Raw genomic sequence first — 17,875 nt, forward strand, 5'->3', positions numbered from 1 at the left:
CAAAAAACCAGCTTCGGCTGGTTTTTTTATGTCGATTCTTATCATTATTCAGCGTTGTAGTAATTATTAGTTGTAGTAATTATTAAAAAACCAGTATTTAAACCATCTACTCTTTTTATAGGCAAAAAAAACCTCCCATTTGGGAGGTTTTTTTAACTCAATTAACGATTGTTGTTTTCGTCGTCTTGAGCATCTTCAAATTTAGTTTCGCCATCAAAACCAGCATTTTGACCGCCGAAACCACTTTGACCACCGAAGCCACCTTGACCACCAAAGCCACCTTGACCACCGAAGCCACCTTGACCACCGAAGCCACCTTGACCACCAAAGCCACTTTGACCACCGAAGCCACCTTGACCACCAAAGCCACCTTGACCACCGAAGCCACCTTGTTGACCGCCGCCGAAGCCGCCTTGTTGACCACCGAAGCCGGCAGCGCCTTGAGCACCAGCAGGAGCACCAGCAGGACGTGGGTTACGTGCTGGAACAACAGTTGAAATAGCGTGTTTGTAAACCATTTGGCTTACAGTATTTTTTAATAAAACAACGTATTGGTCGAAAGATTCAATATGACCTTGTAATTTAATACCGTTGACAAGGAAGATCGACACAGGAATACGTTCTTTACGGAGAGAATTTAAGAACGGATCTTGTAAAGTTTGACCTTTAGACATGTTATAACTCCAAAAAATAATAAAAATCAGCGCAAAAGCTACCTTTACTTTTCAATTAAAAATTATCAAAAAGGTAGTCTGTAAATTTTGCTTTATCCGTAGCACTTTCGCAAGTCTTCTTGAGCCTGCTGCGCAGTTAAATATGTAGTAAATTTATGCGTTTCTTGCAAAGATCTTAACCAAGTATATTGACGTTTTGCAAGTTGTCGTGTTGCAAAAAGTGCCTTATCCTCCATTTCACGCTGTTTTTCGCTACTTTGATCACTATTTTTCAAAAAATCTAAAGCTTGACGATATCCAACTGAGCGCATAGAGGGTAAATTTTCATCTAAATCGTATTTTTCAATGAGAGCTTTCACTTCATTTAAAAATCCAATTTCCCACATTGTTTTTAGACGTTGAGCTATACGCTCATGTAATTCTAATCGGTCTGGCAATAATGCGTAATTATGAAAATTGTATCGGTATGGTACGTTTTTAGGTTGCTCAGCTTGTAACTGAGTAATGGGTTTACCGGTTAACTTAAAAACTTCTAGCGCACGGATAATTCGTTGCTTATCACTCGGTTTAAATTTTTCACCTGCCAATGGGTCTACATTGCACAGTTCTGCATATACAGCATCCCAACCTTGCGACTCAGCTTTGGCTTCAATTTCAGCACGTACAGCATAGTCTGCACTTGGTAAATTTGAAGACAACCCTTCCAATAAAGCCTTGTAATACAACATTGTACCACCGACTAAAATCGGTGTTTTACCTCGTGCATGCATATCATCAATCAGTACACACGCATCTTCCACAAAGTTCGCTGCCGAATACACTTCTAGCGGACTGATAATATCAATCAAATGATGTGGATATTTCTCCAACTCAGCTTTACTCGGCTTGGCCGTACCAATATCCATATCCTGAAAAACCAAAGCAGAATCGACAGAAATTAATTCGAATCCACCTTGCTCGTATAATTCACATGCCAAGGCGGTTTTACCGCTTGCAGTTGGTCCCATTAAGTTGATGACCGGCAATTGATTTGACATGTAAAACTACTCTCCCCGAGCAAAAAGTTTATCTAGCTGTGCCAATGGAAACGCACGCCACGTCGGACGTCCATGGTTACATTGGCTGGCAAATTCAGTTTGTTCCATCTGACGCAGTAATGCATTCATTTCAGATAGACTTAAAATACGGTGTGCGCGTACAGCGCCGTGACAGGCCATGCCTGCCAATATTTGATCGCGCTTTTGTAGTAACCCTGCAACCTGATCACTTGGGTCTAAATCATTTAATAAATCTGGAATCAGCGCATCAAAGTCTGCTTTATGCAAAATGGCAGGAACACCTCGGACAATAACTTGCTCATCGCCATATTGGTCTATTTCCAAACCTAATCGTGCCAATTGTTCTTTGAGCTCATCGACGCGCATGGCTTGCATCCGACTGATATTGACGACTTTAGGAATCAGCAATTGCTGTGATGTCCAAAACTCAGGTTTATCCCAAGCCGCTTTCATTTGTTGTAAAACGATGCGTTCATGTGCCGCATGCATATCAACAATGATTAAACCTTCTGTGTTCTGCGCCAAAATATAAATGCCATGCAATTGCGCAATGGCAATCCCCAAAGGATGCTCATCGACTTTCTGCTGAATATGCTCAGCTAAAGCGATATTAGGATCATTTGAAGACTCAGTTTGACGTAGAGGCGCTAAATAACTTTGCAATGCATTGTTGAGCTGTCTGGAACCCGCTAAATTTGACTGATATCCAGCGCTATTATTCGACGCATTTGAATATTGCTGTGTATACGCTTCCAGCCCTGTTGACGCTTGATTTGAAGCATATTGCACCTTTGCTGGCGAACTAAAGTCAGTGAGTCCACCTGCGATCTCTGGACTGACAAAATTTGTGCCTTGCTCTGCAACTGGCTGGGGTTGATGTAATGAAAATTGTTCCTGATGACGCGGCTGCGGAATAATATTTTCATGTGCCTGCCCGTCGAGTTTCATTGCAGAAGACAATTCGGCGGTCGCGGTTTGAAATTGCGCTAAAGTCGATTTGGCAAAATGTCGGACAAATTCATGTACTTCACGTTGATTTAGAAAACGTATTTCATGCTTGGTTGGATGCACATTCACATCGATATTTTCTGGATCAACTTCCATAAATAACAAATAAGCCGCATGTTGATGTCCATGCAAAATACCGTCATAGGCCATGCGAAGTGCATGTGAAACTGTCTTGTCTTTTACGATACGTCCATTCACATAGACATATTGCATATCGGCTTGCGCACGTGCATCTGAAGGATGACCTAACCACCCACTGAGACGCATATTGACGCTATCAGCATCCATCCAGTACGCATTTTCAGTAAATTGACGGCCTAATAATTGTTGCACCCGCTGAAAACGCAGCGCACCACTATCTGCAATAGGCAAGTTCAGCTTAATGCTATTGTTATGCTCAAGGACAAAACGTATATCAAAATGGGTCAGTGCTAAACGACGGACAATTTCTTCGATATGTCCAAACTCAGTCCCCGGTTTTTTGAGGAACTTACGCCGTGCAGGTACATTAAAAAATAAATCTTGCACACGGATGGTTGTGCCTTGCGTCGCTGCCACAGGCTGAATTTCTTGCGAATCAAATGCGGTGCCATTTACTTCGACCTGATAGCCTACACCGTCATCATTTTGGCTACTGGTCAGTGTCAAACGAGACACCGCAGCGATCGAAGCCAAGGCTTCCCCACGAAAGCCCAAACTGACAATGGCATGTAAATCTTCAGCAGTTTGGATTTTACTTGTGGCATGGCGCATGACCGCCAAAGGTAAATCTTCAGGGTGGATGCCCCGACCATTGTCTATAATTTCAATCAGTGTACTGCCGCCTTGTTCAATACGAACAATCAGCTCAGTCGCCCCTGCATCAATGGCATTTTCCAGTAATTCTTTGACCACAGAAGCAGGACGTTCAATCACTTCCCCTGCGGCAATTTGGTTGGCTAAGGCAGGATCAAGCGTTCGAATGCGGCGGGCACTGATTTCATTCAGCATGGTTAAATTTTTGCTCCAAAGCGTTTTGCAAAGTTTCTGAAGTAGAGCTTAAAGTCGCTGTACGGGTACTTTCATCCGCAGACTTTTCAATATTAATAATTAAATCAGCCGCAGGGATTTCGTCGCCCCCTTTAGATGGCCATTCAAATAAAAATAGGGCGTTCGGCGTTTCTAAATAATCACGGATACCCATAAGTTCAAGCTCATAAGGGTCATTCAGACGATATAAATCAAAATGAAAAATATCTTGTCCTTGAATATTGTAAGGTTCAACCAATGTATAGGTCGGACTTTTTACCGCACCTTGATGACCCAAGTGTTGTAAAAAATAACGGGTTAACGTGGTTTTTCCTGCACCCAAGTCACCAATTAAATACGCTACACCCGTCGTAAAATGCGTCGCCAGTACGGTAGCTAAGTTTTGGGTATCGACTTCACTATTAAGTTCCAGACTGAATGAATACTGCATATTACTCACAACATGTACATAAGAATTAAATATGATAGCATCGCACTGGCTAAAATGGATATGTTCACACTACAGATTGAGCATTTTTCATGATGTGTTCTCTGCTTTATTTGCTCAGTTTTTAGATCTTTCTTCATGCACAGTTTTGAATTTACCCCCCCGATGATCAATGGTGTCAGTGCCAGCAAAGTCTTCCTTGACGGTCAACACACACATGCCTCTACCGTCTATGGATATTTGTGTGAGCAATTTCCTCATATCCTAGCAGCAGAGTGGCAACAACGATTTAAAGATGGATTGGTCTATGCCGCAAATGGTGACGTTTTAACACTAGACAGTCCTTTTGAAGCCAATCGTCATGTTTATTATTATCGATTCTTAGCGCATGAAATCCATGTTCCTTTTGAACATCAGATTTTATTTGAAAATGATCATTTCATTGTGGCCGATAAACCACATTTTCTCACCATGAGTCCAACCGGTCAGTATGTACAAGAAACCTTATTGGTTCGACTCAAAAAGCAAACGCAGCTTGAACAGCTAACGCCGATTCATCGTTTAGACCGTGAAACTGCCGGCGTGGTGCTGTTTTCCAAATGTGTCGAAAGCCGTGGGCTATATCAACAGATGTTTGCCAAGCGGCAAGTTCAAAAAACCTATCATGCCATTGCAGCTTATCGAGATGAATTAAATTTCCCAATGACAACTCGCTATCGCATGGAAAAAGGTCAACCTTTTTATACAATGCAAATAGTAGATGGTGAACCTAACAGCGAAACCTTCATTCAGCTGATCCAGCAGCATGGAAACCATGCCAAGTATGAATTAAAGCCACATACCGGCAAGCAGCACCAACTCCGTGTGCATTTAAATGCTTTGGGCATTCCAATTCAAAACGACCCCTTTTATCCTGTAGTGCAACATAAGGCAGAGGATGATTTCAGCCAACCTTTACAACTACTTGCGAAACATCTTGAGTTTATCGATCCTGTGACAGAGCAGGCTTTTCAATTCAGTTCTGCCTATGAATTGACACTGTAAATCTATTGTCATTACATTAAATTGATAAAATACTGCCAAACTTTCTTGAATTTATAACAGTTTTGATTAGAATAAATGCGAAAAGTTAAGTATTTTAAAGCTTTCTAAGAATATGAGAAAAACTGAAGTCTACCAAATCCGCCTCGATTCACAGGAAAAGAAACAGGCCTTTGCCGTGTTTAAGCAATTAGGCATTACACCTGCACAGGCTGTACGTCTATTCTTTAAACAAGTTGTTTTAACCAAATCGATCCCCTTCTCTATTGAAAACCAAAATATCAATATTGAACAATTGATTAAGTTACGTAAATTAAAACAACAAGAAGCTCAAGCCATTTCAACCACTGAAATTAGCCCTGCGGAATTAGAAATTTTAAATAATGATCCATTATTAGATGATGATCATCTCGACTTGTTTGAAGAGCTCAATGCAATTTTGGGTGAAGGTGACAAAACTTAACACTGTCGCATTTATAAACAATTTATAAATCAACCAATTTCGAAAATTCGATATGCTTCATGCAAGACTGATAAAAATAGCAGGGAGTATAGAAAAAAATGATCGTTCGACGCGCAACAGAAGCAGACCTTCATCCACTTGCTGTTTTATTTGATGAATATCGCCAATTTTATGGCACCTCTTCTAATCTTGATATTTCATATAAATTTCTAAGACAACGTTTTGAAAATAATGAAAGCGTAATTTTTATTTGCTTAAAAGATGATGTGATTACTGGGTTTATCTTACTATATTTGGGCTTTTCATCTGTGGCTTGTTCAACCTACTATATTTTAGATGATGTCTATGTCAGCCCTGTATATCGTCGTCAGGGTTCAGCCAAACAATTGATCGATACCGCTGTTCTCTTTGCACAACATGAAGGTGCGCTTCGAATCAGCCTCGAAACTCAAAAAAATAACTATCACTCGCATCAGCTCTATGAATCGATGGGCTTCATTAAAGATGATGAATTTCAAACCTATCATTACTTTATTCGTTAATGCCTTGCTCGACGTTAAATACACAATCAACGCATATTAGAAACGCATCTTTAAATCAATAATTAGCAGACATATTTAGGGGCTTTAATACCGCACATTCATCCTTTGAATAATGAAGTATCAAAGCCCTGTACCTATTACTGTGGATTTAGATTTTCACGAAATTTCGATTGTTCAATTTGCACTGCATTCAAATAGATCCATTCACCTTCAGCAATATCTTCAAGCTTTAATTGTCCTATTTGAGCACGATGTAAAGTTTCAACTTTATTGCCCACAGCCGCCAACATCCGCTTCACTTGATGATATACCCCTTGATGGACAGTCATTTGTAATTGCTGTGAAGCCAATAGCTGCACATCGGTTGCAGCGAAAATGCCTTTTTCGTTTCGCAGCTCCACGCCTTGTTGCAATTGTTGCATTTGCTCAGGCGTCACAGGATCTGCGGTATGCATCGAATACACTTTGGCAACATGCTTTTTAGGGTGTGTCAGTGCTTGCAGATATTGACCATCATCCGTGAGCAGCAACAGTCCAGTGGTGTCTTGATCCAGTCGCCCGACGCATTGCAAACCACGATTTAACAGCACATCATCAAATAATTCAAAAACACTAAAATGATGGGTTGCCTGATGCGAACATTCATAACCTTGGGGTTTATTTAACGCAATATAGATATGCTCACGATAGACATAGTCCTGACCATGCACACTGTAAGTTAAATCATTCAAGTCCAGTTTTTGCTTTGGATTATCTACAATCTCACCGTGTATTTCGACCGCACCATTTTTAATCAACTGTTGGCAATATTTACGCGAACCAAAACCTTGTGATTGCAGCATTTTTTCCAAAAACATAGAACAACCTAATAAACACCATATATTGCTATTTTATACTGAACCACGAGCCAACTTGCAGGAAAAATAGTGGAAATAATCTTGAACGCCAGTTTTTAATGTTTCTGCGCTACACTATTAATTATTTATTGAAGTTTCTCACGAATATCCTATGTCTCAGTTGGATTTAAATCTGATCGTGTTATTGGTGTTATTGGCTTGTGGCATCTTTAGCCACAATACAGCGATCACCATAGCAGCAGGTGTCTTGATTATTTTCCGCATCACGCCTTTAAGTGAATTTTTCCCCTATCTGCAACAATATGGCTTAAACATTGGCATTATTATTTTAACCATTGGCGTACTCACGCCGATCGCTAGCGGAAAAATACCCGGCGATTCAATTTTAAAATCCTTTTTAAGTTGGAAATCCCTCGTCGCAATCGCCATTGGCGTCTTTGTCGCATGGTTAGGCGGTCGCGGTGTCAAACTGATGTCCAATCAGCCTGATGTGGTTGCCGGACTATTGATTGGGACAGTCGCAGGTGTTGCGATGCTGCGTGGTGTACCCGTCGGCCCACTCATTGCAGCAGGCATCTTGTCGCTACTGATTGGGATTAAGCAATAAGGCTGTTACTTACATAAAATAAAATTTTAAATTGAGCCATGCTGCATTTGAAATAAACGTCGACTAAGCATGATTCCAACGAATGACAACGCTGACATCAAGATCCCCGCCCAAAACCACGCTCCAGTCTGTGAAACTACGGTGGCAATCAACGGAGGCAGAACAAATTGGGAAATGGCAGAACATTGTAAAATCATGCCGATCGTTGTACTAATTGCCGCAGGATAAGGTGCAAAATGCAGTGCTTGTGCAAAGACCGTTGCAGCAACCAAGCCTCCAAAAAGCGAAAAACTAAACACCGTTAAATATTGCAATAAAAACGGTAACGCATCTTTAAAGAGATAAAACCCTAAGGAGCAAATGATCAAAACTGCAAAACCCAGTTGGACTAAAGTTTTAGCTTGAAAACCACGCTGTAATAGCAGTCCACACCCCCATGTGCCCACTGCATTCGCAACGGCAACACTGGCTGTTAAAGCGCCTGCCAATTCAGCTGAAATTTGGTTTTGTGCATAAATCATCGGTAAGAAACCCACCAAAGCAAACCATTGCCCTGCATATGTCCCAAAAATGAGCGCCAAAAGCCATGCTGCTGGATGTTTCAGAGTATCCCGAATGAGACCAATAATAGGTGTTGTATTCAGCGCCACATTAGGCTGAGGAATAAACATAGCGATACAGAGTAGTAATGCTGCAGTAATCATAGCGAAACTGAGCCAAACCACACTCCAACCATATTGAGCAATTAGAAATGGCGCAACCAATAAGGCTATGCCCATACCTCCGCCCATATAAGCACTCCACAGCCCCATCTTTGCGCTGATGTGCTGTAGTGGTACAAGCTGACGGATAAATGCAGGCCCTGTGAGTGTCACCAATAAGAAGCCAAATCCTTCTATGACACGCAGTAGCAACAAGACATCAAAGCTTTGTGCAAAGCTCCCCCATGCACTTGCTATCGTCAATAGACTTAAGCCCAATAAGATACACAGTTTAAATCCAATTTTTTGGATATAACTACCAATCAACAATGCAAAGCACATTCCTGCACCCTGTACTAGTGAGAGCAATAAACCAGACTGAATAAAGCTAATGCCGAGTTGCTGTTGTAATACAGGTATTGCGGGCGGTAGTTTCCCGATATGCATTGCAGCAATAAAACCTGCCGCAATAATGAATAAATCTTTTGACATCCCTTTCATTGAATTGTCATGCTCTTTTCGCCATGCAATAGTGCACAGCTTAACAATTCAAAATATTATTTTGAGTCAAAAAACAAATGACCTTAGATGATTTTTCAATTATTTAATCATCTTGCACCGTCACATGCCAAGCGCACTTTGATTTAAATTAAACAATGATACTTAGTCATTTCATCCGCATTTGTTTGAGACAGGACAAGTTTTCATCAAAACGTTTTGCGATACTTTAGATAATATGAAGGTAGTGAACGAATTTACCTGCATAACTATGAGTGAATTATTTAAGCAGTAAGATATTTAGGCAGTGAGTTATTCAGGATTGATTTGTTTCCGTTCACGCTTATTGGCGTACATTTTCAAGTCTGCCATTTCGACCAATTGATCGATGGATTCGGCATCCTCTGGAAATAAAGCCATGCCAATACTGGCACCAATTTTCAAGCTCATTTGCTCGAATGCAAACGGTAGTCCGCAACTTTCTGCGATTCGATTCATCGCCGTTTGCGCACGCTCTAAGTTGGCAATATTGGTTAAAATCACAGCAAATTCATCACCACCCAAGCGTGCAACCAAGTCATCTTGACGTGTTTCACGCAAAATGCGCTGTGCAATTTCTTTCAGTGCAGCATCCCCAATGCGATGTCCAAACTGATCATTAATCGGCTTCAGACCATCCATATCAATCATCAAGATACCTAGCACTTTTTTCTGCGCACGTGCTTTTTCTATCCCTTGGCGCAAAAAGTCGACAAACAAAGCCCGATTAGCTAAACCTGTTAAGCTATCTTGAGTCGCCAATTTATATAGCTCTGTCGCACCGAAACGTGTCGCATGGTACATCGCCGCAGCGATCAACTCCGACATCAAACTCAATATATGTAAATCGGCTTCCTGAAAAGCATCGACTTGGTCAGAGTAAATCTTTAAAACACCAACACCTTCATCACAGTGAATCAATGGCACCACAGCCATCGAACGCAATCCGACACGTCGACATGCCACGCGATCTACCCGTGCATCTGTTTCCGAATCTTGGCAATACAGTGTTTGTTTTTGCGCTATACATAGACCCGATAAACTATTTTCAATATGAAGTCTTAAACCCAGTAAATGGCTCGCCCCGCCAGACACTGCACGATAGACCATATCACCATCTTCAGCCAACTCTACAACTGCACCTTTAGCGTGTGTAATCTGCTGCGCCTGTTCTGCGACCACGGTCATCACTGCATTTAGATCTAAACCCAGTTTGGCAATAGCTGTCTGCGTTTGAATCACAGACATGAGTTGAGTTGGTGATGGTTCTATAGAATTGGGCATGATTGAGTTCAAACAGGGTTCAATGTGAGATACAGCTGAATTCTAAAAATTATTCATCCACTTGTATAGCAATCTTAAAGTGATTTCTGTGCATTCAAGCACTTTAGATACAACTCTTTCAAATACTGCTCTTCGAAAGAAAATGCACTCAAGGAAACAACAGAGCATGCAGAATCATCGATACACATATCGAAGGTTGGTGAAAGTCATGATGTTTGGATGACCCACGTATTTTCCGACTCTCCCCCTGGATATTATTTCAAGGCGTAAATTTCACTCTGCATCCATTCTCCGCCTTCCAGTTGCACATCGACAGCCACACGTTGATATTCAGCCCCTTCAAATTCATCTAAAGCCGCCCAATGTGCGGCTAAGTTTTCAGAGATAAAAACATAGCCTTCAATCGCATGACCTGCCTTCGATAAACGAATGCCCGGACTGCCCATCGCCGCACCCCAGCCTTTATGTTCTAATTCACCCCACACCACACCTTTCTTCCACTCGCCACCAATGCGATCCATCACGTGAGCATTGGGCTGACCTAGACGTAATGTCCCGTATACAAAAAGACTCTGTGTCATAGATCCTCCTTAGTTGGAATAATATTGATTGCGCTTTTGTGAGAATTTCGCCAACTGTTTTAGGAAGCCTTCAAAATAGCTTTTTTCAGCCTCTTCGGTACGATAGCCTGCGTACAAGGTCCGTCTTAAACCTTCAGGTGAAACACAATCTAAACGTCGAGAGGTCACCCAACCTTTTTGTTCATATTCATTTACCACCCAATCTGGTAATGCCGCAATACCACGACCACTTGCAACCAACTGAATCAGCATCTGGGTCAAATCTGTAGTACGAACGTGTTTAGGCTGAATATTGGCCGGTAAAAATAATTTTGCCATGATATCTAAACGATGTTTATCGACCGGATAGGTAATCAGCGTTTCTTCTGCTAATTCTTGAACAGTCACATTTGTCGCACGAACCAATGGATGTGTATTGGACAATACCAAACGAGACTCATATTCAAAGATTGGGAAATATTCCACACCTTTTAAATTGATTGGGTCTGCCGTAATCAGAAGATCAAACTCGCCTGTTTGTAATAGTTCATGCGGATTGGCTTCAAAGCCAGAAGCAAAGTCCAAATCTACATCAGGGTATTGCTGACGGTAGACATTCAATAACGGCATCAGCCAATCAAAACAACTATGACATTCAGAAGAAAAAATAATTCGGCCGGTTTGACCATGCACAATACGTGTAATGTCCGATTGCGCAATTTGAACTTGCGGCAAAATATCATCAGCAAGGCGTAGTAAACGTTGCCCAACATTCGAAAAGGTCACAGGACGTGTCCGTCGGTTCACCACCTCTACCCCATACCAATGATCAAGCTCTTTCAACTGATGTGAAAGCGCAGAAGGCGTTAAACACAGATCATTAGATGCAGCGACCAAAGAACCATGTTCTCTGAGTGCCAATAATGTTTTGAGATGGCGTAATTCCAACATAATGAGTTCCACAAACGACATACTGAATGAGCTGAAAATCAGTATTTTTAAATTATATTTATCATATCATGATATTTATGAATCATATTCATCATAAATTTTATTTAACTATTTTTTATTCACATGAATATACTTCATCAAGTTTTACTGAATCATCTTTAGCTAATGTGTTTTTTTCACATTACAAATCAGGTAATTTTTTTCCACAATGCGGGCAATATGCATACTGCTCACGCTCCTGCTTTAATGATTCCTCTTTTTGCTCACGTAACAATTGCCAAATAATATCCTGTGTTTGCTCACGGGTTAAACCCACTGTTTTTCGGATTTCTTCGATTTTTTCAGGCTCAAGTACAAAATCAATTTCACGATTTTGAATCAACTCACGAAAACTGAGTTCTAATTGTTGTTTGCGTTGCTCCAATTCATGTGCCAAACCATTGGCTAAAATACCTGCTGGCAATGCTGCCAAGCCAACCCCTAATATCGTAATCATTGCACCTAATATCCGCCCAACAGGGGTTATCGGTGTTACATCGCCATAACCGACCGTCGTTAAAGTAACAACAGCCCACCACATGGACGCAGGAATAGAACTAAAGACCTCTGGCTGTGCTTTACTCTCAACTAAATACACCCCAGCTGCGGCCATAATAATCATAATAAATAAAATAAAAACAACAGCTTGAAATGAACCTTTTTCACGTTCAATGACACGTAACAAAATTTGCAACGACACAAAATATCGAGTTAATTTTAATAAACGCAGTAATCGTAAAATACGTAAAAAACGCAAATCAAAATGGACAAAGAAATTTAGATATGCAGGTAAAATTGCCAATAAATCAATAATTGCGCCACCACTTTTTACCCAATTCAAACGATTACGCCAAGCGGAGTAAAATGGGTCTTTATCTGCAATCGACCAAAGCCTCAATACGTATTCAACACTAAATACAATGATTGAAAAATTTTCAAAAAAATCAAAGTAAACTTGATAAGACAAATAAATATCATTGACCGATTCGAGTAAAACCGCAGCAGCATTACCTAAAATCAGCAATATCAAAGCATAGTTGAGAAAATGACTAAATTTAGTTTCATAATCATCATTATGTAAATTGTTATAGACAAATTTACGCAGTGAATACCATGCACTAAAAGTCATAATTCAAATCGTTAGCAAATTAACTTGCTACAGTGTAAACCATCGCTTAGGAAAAATACGAATCCTTTAGACAGTCTACTGTTAAATCTATTGAACGATATTAACCACACTTTATTCATCAGTATTTTTCGTATGCACCATATATCCATTATTCCACAAATAATAAAGCCAAACGAACTTGGTCATATCCCATGCGTGGACTGGTTAACTCCACAATTGGACGCAACTTAACCGTGCCATCATCATTATAATGTGCTGGGTCTTGTCGTTTCGCCAAACGTTTATAGATTTTACGCACCTGCTCAACCACGTCTTCTCCCGGATGTGCCACCGAGATATCTAAACCTTGCTCTTTTTGCAGACGAGCCAAATGGTTAATAATCGTAGCTGGTGTTAAACCACGCTCCACAGCAATATCCTGAATTTCATAACCTTCCTCAAACAACTCCCGAGTTTGATCTAAAGTCGCTGTGGCAAAGCTTTGTTTTGCACCAGTTTTGGCTATTTTCTTTTCATTGCGCTCGATTTCCACTTCATTCAGCGTTCCACCACAATGACGAATAAAGGCTTTATGTTGTACGGTTAAATCAGCCTCTGCAAAATTGGTTTCCGCTTCGTCAGAGAGCTCCTGAAAACGTCGATCGGCTTTAATCGCCAAACTGTCGAGTTCTAAGGCTTGTTCATTAAAACCAAGTAAACGCAGACCATCTAATGTTTTTAAACGCGACAATGCCACATAACCCTGACCTTTCTCAAAAGTATGCGTTAAGTTAATTTCAGCCGCTGCAAGGGTCATCCCTTGAGATTTATGAATGGTGATTGCCCAGGCCAATCGCAGTGGAATTTGTTGGAAACTGGCAATGGTTTTACCATCATCATTATCGACAGACCATGTTTCAGGCTCGACCACCAAGGTCGTGCCGTCAGTGAGTTTTACTTTAGGCAAGATGCCATATTCATCATCTTCTTCAAAACCTATCACTTCACCGAGGCTGCCATTGATATAACCCACATCGAAGTTGTTTTTTACAAACATCACTTTGGCATTTTTCTTTAAAGTCAAAGTTTCCGGCGCACGCACTGAAGATTTTAAGGTTTCGATCAGTTTATCATTACCATCACATTGGGCATCAAACTGGCGAGATTCTTGCTCAATTTCATTTAGATGTTTATAGTTAATACTATCTACATCCATATTATGGGTATACAAGCGCGTAAAGGTTTCACCTATATTTTGTGAACTTGTCCGCCTTAAAGCATGCAAATGATCGCCCGTAATTTGCTGAGCACGAATCGCATTTAGAATATCATTGAGATAGTCATTACCCTGACGATGTTGTTCGGTCAAATAACACACGCGAAACTTCGCTTCTACCCATGCCTCAGACATAAAGCAAAACTTGTCACGGTTTAATTCACCTTTGCGTCCCACAGGGGGTAACTGGAAGAAGTCACCTGCAACAATGACTTGAATCCCCCCAAAAGCATCTTCACTGTCTTTAAAAAATTTTAAAACTTTATTGACCAAGTTTAATTGCTTGGCATGCAACATCGAAATTTCATCGATAATTAAAACTTGGGCATTTTCCAAATGCTCTTTTAAATATTTACGTTCTTTTAAGCGCTTTAACTCATCTTCGGAAATCGCATCTTTAATCCCAATCCCTGCCCATGTATGAATTGTCATGCCATTCATATGGGTTGCAGCAATCCCTGTAGAAGCCGTAATTGCCACCGGCACTTTGCGCGCTTTCAGATAATTAATGTATTGATTTAAAGTATAAGTTTTACCTGCACCAGCCGAACCTGTTAAAAACACATTTTCTCCTGCTTTGAGCAGCTTGAGTGCAGTTTCTTGTTTCATAAGACCTATACCGTAAAAGAACGGCTATAGCCTAACGATTTTTGACTCAAAAGTTAAGCGCACAACACAGTTTCCTAAATCCGTATTTCGCCAATCTTACTTTAAGCTATTGAACCTATTTAAAAATTCTTTGGCGATATTTACTTTTTCTATTTCTGCTTGGGTATTATTTGAATACTCAAGTTGATCAAAAACCAAAATGTGGTTTTGCACATGACAGCCCAAAGTCATCGATACATGCAAAATGGGATGGTACATATGAAAAGCTACATATACTCTTGCAATGATACTGGCGCTATAACTTGACGCTAAACAATGTCGAAAGTGAATAGATTCATCAATAATTCGATCGATGGTTTTTAATTCTTCAAAGACCCAATCTTGAAAATATATTTTGTCTTCAGTTGTAACCGGCTGCCAAACCGTTGTCGAAAATTGACGCTTTAATTGAGTTAACACTTCTTGCTTTTGTTGCTTAGCATGCCAATGCACCGCCTGATGAAAGACCCCATTCCAGGTAATATTTTTAGGGACTGTATGACCTGTAGAATAAGTCGCACTAACATAGTCACGCACATATGCATCAAATACAGATACTCTTAAATTGGCATGTTTTAAATAAAATAAATTTCGAAAATCCTGCAGTTGAATTTTATGTTGTCGTAACATACTTAAAAACTGGCGATTTTCTTGAGTTTCTGGACGGATATAATCCATCAAAGCCTGTGGTAAATGCTGCGTACAACGTACTAAATGTTGCAGATAGGCCTGCATAATACGGCTCAAAGGCAAATAAACTTTTTTTATGGCCTGATCCTCTGTGCCTAACACCTGTCGCATTAAGATCAACCACTCATCTAAATACAAAATCGATGGGCTGATCACTACACGATGGTCATCATGCTGCTGATATTTTCGCTGTAAAACAAACTGTAGATTTTTTTCATGATTAAACCAATCATGTTCATGCGCAATCGTATGGCAATTTTGAATAAATAAGCGCGCTGCAACAAATTGAAAATGTTGTAGGGTTGCAAGAATCAATGCGGGATGAATATGCTGCGTATCGACAAAACTTAATGCCGTCACAGCCACTCGTACATTACTGTGTTGAAAATTACGACTCAGCCAATCCAACACTTTGGCTGACTGCTTGAACATCCATCGCACTGCACGGTTGTTGTCGAGTAAAGGGAGTTTTCCACATTTTTTTTGCCAAATAGCTGTGGCTTGCACAAAATTGCTATGGCTTAATATGTCCTGCTCTGCCCAAACATCCCGATGCATCAAACGAATAAAACCCAACAAATTGGGACGCTCATATGCATGGTCGAGCAACAAAATAATATCTTCTATATGTTCATTTAATTCTTGTAAATTGAACCGATCTTCATAACTCAAACTCATGATCCGGTAAATCGTTGGATCTAAAAATTGTGCTGTAGCAAAACAAATCTCGTCCAAACTATCCATCAAGAGCTGTATCGGCAATATTTCAGCTTCCGCAAGTGAATTGAGCGCAAACATCTGCTCAATCTTTTGCATCAACCAATGGGGTAGACAGATTTGGCATTCGATATACGTTTGTAATAGCGGTGTCTGATAAATCTGCTGCTCTTGCATCAACTGATCAAAAATTTGCGCTTCAACTGCTGTCATCTGTGCTAAAAACTGTTGAACACGCGCTGACCCATTTAGATGTTGAAAAATCGACTGTAAGATCAATTGTCTAAATTGCTGTGCTTTTTCTCTGAGCAAGAGTGAATGTTGCGGCTTTAGGTCGCCAGTAAAAAAATACAATTCATGAAATAAGAAATCTTCTACTACTTCAATACATGGCACTGTCGTATGCAATTCAGCAATTTTGATGGGTCTAAATGGACTTCTAGGAAACTGATAGCCAATCGATTCACGACTTTGTAGCTGTAAGGTCCACAGTCCATTACACAGTTGAATGCGGTGCTGCTCTTGTTCAATTTTAAATATATTTTGTGAATTGAGTGCCGTAGCAAACTCCATTTGCTCTTGATACAACTGCTTTAAACTTGGTGATATTCGAATAAGTTGCCGAGCAATATGCTCAAGCTGCGGGGTCAAGCTGTTCTGTTCCATCTTCCGCCCTAACGATCGTTGATTATTTTTCAACCTTCACTATAGTCAAAGTTTAATGCTCCGACTACTGCCATTAATCGGCCAGATAGCTGTACAAAAGGTCAATACGAAGGCGTTAAATAAAATAATCTAAAGGCTATTGTTGTGACAAAATTCACCATGATTTTGAGCTGTGACGGATAAAAAATAGATAAAGTTTCAGAGTAGTCACTATTATTGATCTGTAGAATGTTGTTCTGCACGGATTTTTTTAAGCTGTTCTATCGCAGTGTAAATATCTTGTTGTAGAGCCTCTCGATAGAGCTTTAAATCCTCCACACTCTGAATATGACTCAAACTTTGACGAGGTAAAAATTGAAAATAGAACGGAATGCGCTTAGGAATAATACGTTTGGGTAAAGACGGAATCACATCACCATGACGTAATAATTTATCGAGCTTTTGTATTTTTAATAGTTGTTTAAACCAACGATGTTCAACAATCACACTGGCATCAAAACCCAGTTCAAAGACTTCATCCCCACCTAAAGCAGCAAAAGGCACGATGTCATAATTAAATTCTTGCGCCAGTTTTAAAAAGCCATAACGTTGCTTCCAGATCAGTTGATAGGCTTCGCCTTTTCGCTTCAAAACCTCTCGACCACCACCGGGAAAAACTAAAATGGAATAACCTTGTTGCATCACTGTTCTGACATAGTCTTGAATACCTTGGACTGCACCGAACTTTTTGACCATGCCACGCCAACCGGGCAAATAAAAATGGCTATGATCAGCAATACTGACCACAGCCACTTTATGTTCATTGTAGAGATAATCAATAATCACCGGTGAATCGAGTACACCGTAAATTGTGTGATTCCCTACATACATTGCAGGTTTAGATGCATCGATGTATTCAGCGCCTAAAAATGTTGGCGTGAAATACATGCGGGATAAAGCGCTTAAACGCTTTATCCATTTTGCATCATGTTCAACCTGCAAATGTGCCGACC

The 17,875-nt window shown here is 40.3% G+C and carries 17 protein-coding genes; 4 read left to right on the forward strand and 13 right to left on the reverse strand.

Annotated features, from left to right (window positions below; all coding sequences use genetic code 11):
* Positions 1-161: 161 nt before the first annotated feature.
* The 4 genes from hfq to tsaE form a co-directional block, all read right to left on the reverse strand.
* The gene (gene hfq / locus FTU77_RS03210) at positions 162-674 is read right to left on the reverse strand and encodes an RNA chaperone Hfq (RefSeq protein ID WP_180007345.1); all 513 of its coding nucleotides are present in this window, start codon (positions 672-674) and stop codon (positions 162-164) included.
* A gap of 92 nt (positions 675-766) precedes the next feature.
* The gene (gene miaA, locus FTU77_RS03215) at positions 767-1,711 is read right to left on the reverse strand and encodes a tRNA (adenosine(37)-N6)-dimethylallyltransferase MiaA (RefSeq protein ID WP_180010297.1); all 945 of its coding nucleotides are present in this window, start codon (positions 1,709-1,711) and stop codon (positions 767-769) included.
* A 6-nt stretch (positions 1,712-1,717) separates the two neighbouring features.
* Positions 1,718-3,730, reverse strand: coding sequence for a DNA mismatch repair endonuclease MutL (gene mutL / locus FTU77_RS03220; RefSeq protein ID WP_180010296.1), 2,013 nt, complete (start codon positions 3,728-3,730; stop codon positions 1,718-1,720).
* A complete protein-coding gene (gene tsaE, locus FTU77_RS03225) occupies positions 3,720-4,199 on the reverse strand; it encodes a tRNA (adenosine(37)-N6)-threonylcarbamoyltransferase complex ATPase subunit type 1 TsaE (RefSeq protein ID WP_180054595.1) in 480 nt (159 codons plus the stop codon). The genes mutL and tsaE overlap by 11 nt, the downstream gene beginning before the upstream one ends.
* A 135-nt stretch (positions 4,200-4,334) precedes the next feature.
* Between tsaE and FTU77_RS03230 the strand changes: the two genes are divergently transcribed.
* The 3 genes from FTU77_RS03230 to FTU77_RS03240 all read left to right on the forward strand — a co-directional run bounded on the left by FTU77_RS03230 (position 4,335) and on the right by FTU77_RS03240 (position 6,242).
* Positions 4,335-5,240: a pseudouridine synthase gene (locus FTU77_RS03230; protein WP_180054598.1), complete on the forward strand. Its 906-nt coding sequence runs from the start codon at positions 4,335-4,337 to the stop codon at positions 5,238-5,240.
* A gap of 112 nt (positions 5,241-5,352) precedes the next feature.
* Entirely contained in the window at positions 5,353-5,700 is a 348-nt protein-coding gene (locus FTU77_RS03235) for a type II toxin-antitoxin system RelB/DinJ family antitoxin (RefSeq protein ID WP_078189014.1), read from the forward strand.
* 98 nt (positions 5,701-5,798) lie between these two features.
* Positions 5,799-6,242: a GNAT family N-acetyltransferase gene (locus FTU77_RS03240; protein WP_168378877.1), complete on the forward strand. Its 444-nt coding sequence runs from the start codon at positions 5,799-5,801 to the stop codon at positions 6,240-6,242.
* 137 nt (positions 6,243-6,379) lie between these two features.
* Here the strand turns inward: FTU77_RS03240 and FTU77_RS03245 are convergent, their stop codons facing one another.
* Complete coding sequence (locus tag FTU77_RS03245) at positions 6,380-7,099, reverse strand: pseudouridine synthase (RefSeq protein ID WP_180054600.1); 720 nt, start codon at positions 7,097-7,099, stop codon at positions 6,380-6,382.
* Positions 7,100-7,250: 151 nt separating this feature from the next.
* On the opposite strand from FTU77_RS03245, the gene FTU77_RS03250 reads away from it, so the two are divergent.
* Positions 7,251-7,706: a DUF441 domain-containing protein gene (locus tag FTU77_RS03250; protein ID WP_180010292.1), complete on the forward strand. Its 456-nt coding sequence runs from the start codon at positions 7,251-7,253 to the stop codon at positions 7,704-7,706.
* Positions 7,707-7,732: 26 nt separating this feature from the next.
* Here the strand turns inward: FTU77_RS03250 and FTU77_RS03255 are convergent, their stop codons facing one another.
* From FTU77_RS03255 to FTU77_RS03290, 8 genes are all read right to left on the reverse strand, one after another.
* Positions 7,733-8,908, reverse strand: coding sequence for a CynX/NimT family MFS transporter (locus FTU77_RS03255; protein WP_180054602.1), 1,176 nt, complete (start codon positions 8,906-8,908; stop codon positions 7,733-7,735).
* A 309-nt stretch (positions 8,909-9,217) separates the two neighbouring features.
* Positions 9,218-10,228, reverse strand: coding sequence for a sensor domain-containing diguanylate cyclase (locus FTU77_RS03260; RefSeq protein ID WP_180054604.1), 1,011 nt, complete (start codon positions 10,226-10,228; stop codon positions 9,218-9,220).
* 254 nt (positions 10,229-10,482) lie between these two features.
* Entirely contained in the window at positions 10,483-10,809 is a 327-nt protein-coding gene (locus FTU77_RS03265) for a gamma-glutamylcyclotransferase family protein (protein ID WP_180054606.1), read from the reverse strand.
* 9 nt (positions 10,810-10,818) lie between these two features.
* Positions 10,819-11,739, reverse strand: a complete 921-nt coding sequence (locus FTU77_RS03270; protein WP_078189020.1) for a LysR family transcriptional regulator — start codon at positions 11,737-11,739, stop codon at positions 10,819-10,821.
* Positions 11,740-11,920: 181 nt separating this feature from the next.
* A complete protein-coding gene (locus FTU77_RS03275; RefSeq protein ID WP_180007353.1) occupies positions 11,921-12,907 on the reverse strand; it encodes an ion transporter in 987 nt (328 codons plus the stop codon).
* 148 nt (positions 12,908-13,055) lie between these two features.
* Complete coding sequence (locus FTU77_RS03280; protein WP_180054608.1) at positions 13,056-14,771, reverse strand: AAA family ATPase; 1,716 nt, start codon at positions 14,769-14,771, stop codon at positions 13,056-13,058.
* Positions 14,772-14,867: 96 nt separating this feature from the next.
* Complete coding sequence (locus FTU77_RS03285) at positions 14,868-16,883, reverse strand: hypothetical protein (protein WP_180054610.1); 2,016 nt, start codon at positions 16,881-16,883, stop codon at positions 14,868-14,870.
* A gap of 213 nt (positions 16,884-17,096) precedes the next feature.
* A complete protein-coding gene (locus FTU77_RS03290; protein WP_180054612.1) occupies positions 17,097-17,864 on the reverse strand; it encodes a 1-acyl-sn-glycerol-3-phosphate acyltransferase in 768 nt (255 codons plus the stop codon).
* Positions 17,865-17,875 lie beyond the last annotated feature (11 nt).

This window comes from Acinetobacter sp. YH12142, assembly GCF_013418435.1.
In the GTDB taxonomy this organism is placed as follows: Bacteria; Pseudomonadota; Gammaproteobacteria; order Pseudomonadales; family Moraxellaceae; genus Acinetobacter; species Acinetobacter amyesii.

Excerpts from the sequence above, each read along its gene's own strand:
- FTU77_RS03270 (WP_078189020.1), bottom strand. The coding sequence starts at position 11,739 with ATGTTGGAATTACGCCATCTCAAAACATTATTGGCACTCAGAGAACAT.
- FTU77_RS03275 (WP_180007353.1), bottom strand. The coding sequence starts at position 12,907 with ATGACTTTTAGTGCATGGTATTCACTGCGTAAATTTGTCTATAACAAT.
- tsaE (WP_180054595.1), bottom strand. The coding sequence starts at position 4,199 with ATGCAGTATTCATTCAGTCTGGAACTTAATAGTGAAGTCGATACCCAA.
- FTU77_RS03245 (WP_180054600.1), bottom strand. The coding sequence starts at position 7,099 with ATGTTTTTGGAAAAAATGCTGCAATCACAAGGTTTTGGTTCGCGTAAA.
- hfq (WP_180007345.1), bottom strand. The coding sequence starts at position 674 with ATGTCTAAAGGTCAAACTTTACAAGATCCGTTCTTAAATTCTCTCCGT.
- FTU77_RS03250 (WP_180010292.1), top strand. The coding sequence starts at position 7,251 with ATGTCTCAGTTGGATTTAAATCTGATCGTGTTATTGGTGTTATTGGCT.
- miaA (WP_180010297.1), bottom strand. The coding sequence starts at position 1,711 with ATGTCAAATCAATTGCCGGTCATCAACTTAATGGGACCAACTGCAAGC.
- FTU77_RS03285 (WP_180054610.1), bottom strand. The coding sequence starts at position 16,883 with ATGGAACAGAACAGCTTGACCCCGCAGCTTGAGCATATTGCTCGGCAA.
- FTU77_RS03230 (WP_180054598.1), top strand. The coding sequence starts at position 4,335 with ATGCACAGTTTTGAATTTACCCCCCCGATGATCAATGGTGTCAGTGCC.
- FTU77_RS03240 (WP_168378877.1), top strand. The coding sequence starts at position 5,799 with ATGATCGTTCGACGCGCAACAGAAGCAGACCTTCATCCACTTGCTGTT.
- FTU77_RS03255 (WP_180054602.1), bottom strand. The coding sequence starts at position 8,908 with ATGAAAGGGATGTCAAAAGATTTATTCATTATTGCGGCAGGTTTTATT.
- FTU77_RS03265 (WP_180054606.1), bottom strand. The coding sequence starts at position 10,809 with ATGACACAGAGTCTTTTTGTATACGGGACATTACGTCTAGGTCAGCCC.
- FTU77_RS03260 (WP_180054604.1), bottom strand. The coding sequence starts at position 10,228 with ATGCCCAATTCTATAGAACCATCACCAACTCAACTCATGTCTGTGATT.
- mutL (WP_180010296.1), bottom strand. The coding sequence starts at position 3,730 with ATGCTGAATGAAATCAGTGCCCGCCGCATTCGAACGCTTGATCCTGCC.
- FTU77_RS03280 (WP_180054608.1), bottom strand. The coding sequence starts at position 14,771 with ATGAAACAAGAAACTGCACTCAAGCTGCTCAAAGCAGGAGAAAATGTG.
- FTU77_RS03235 (WP_078189014.1), top strand. The coding sequence starts at position 5,353 with ATGAGAAAAACTGAAGTCTACCAAATCCGCCTCGATTCACAGGAAAAG.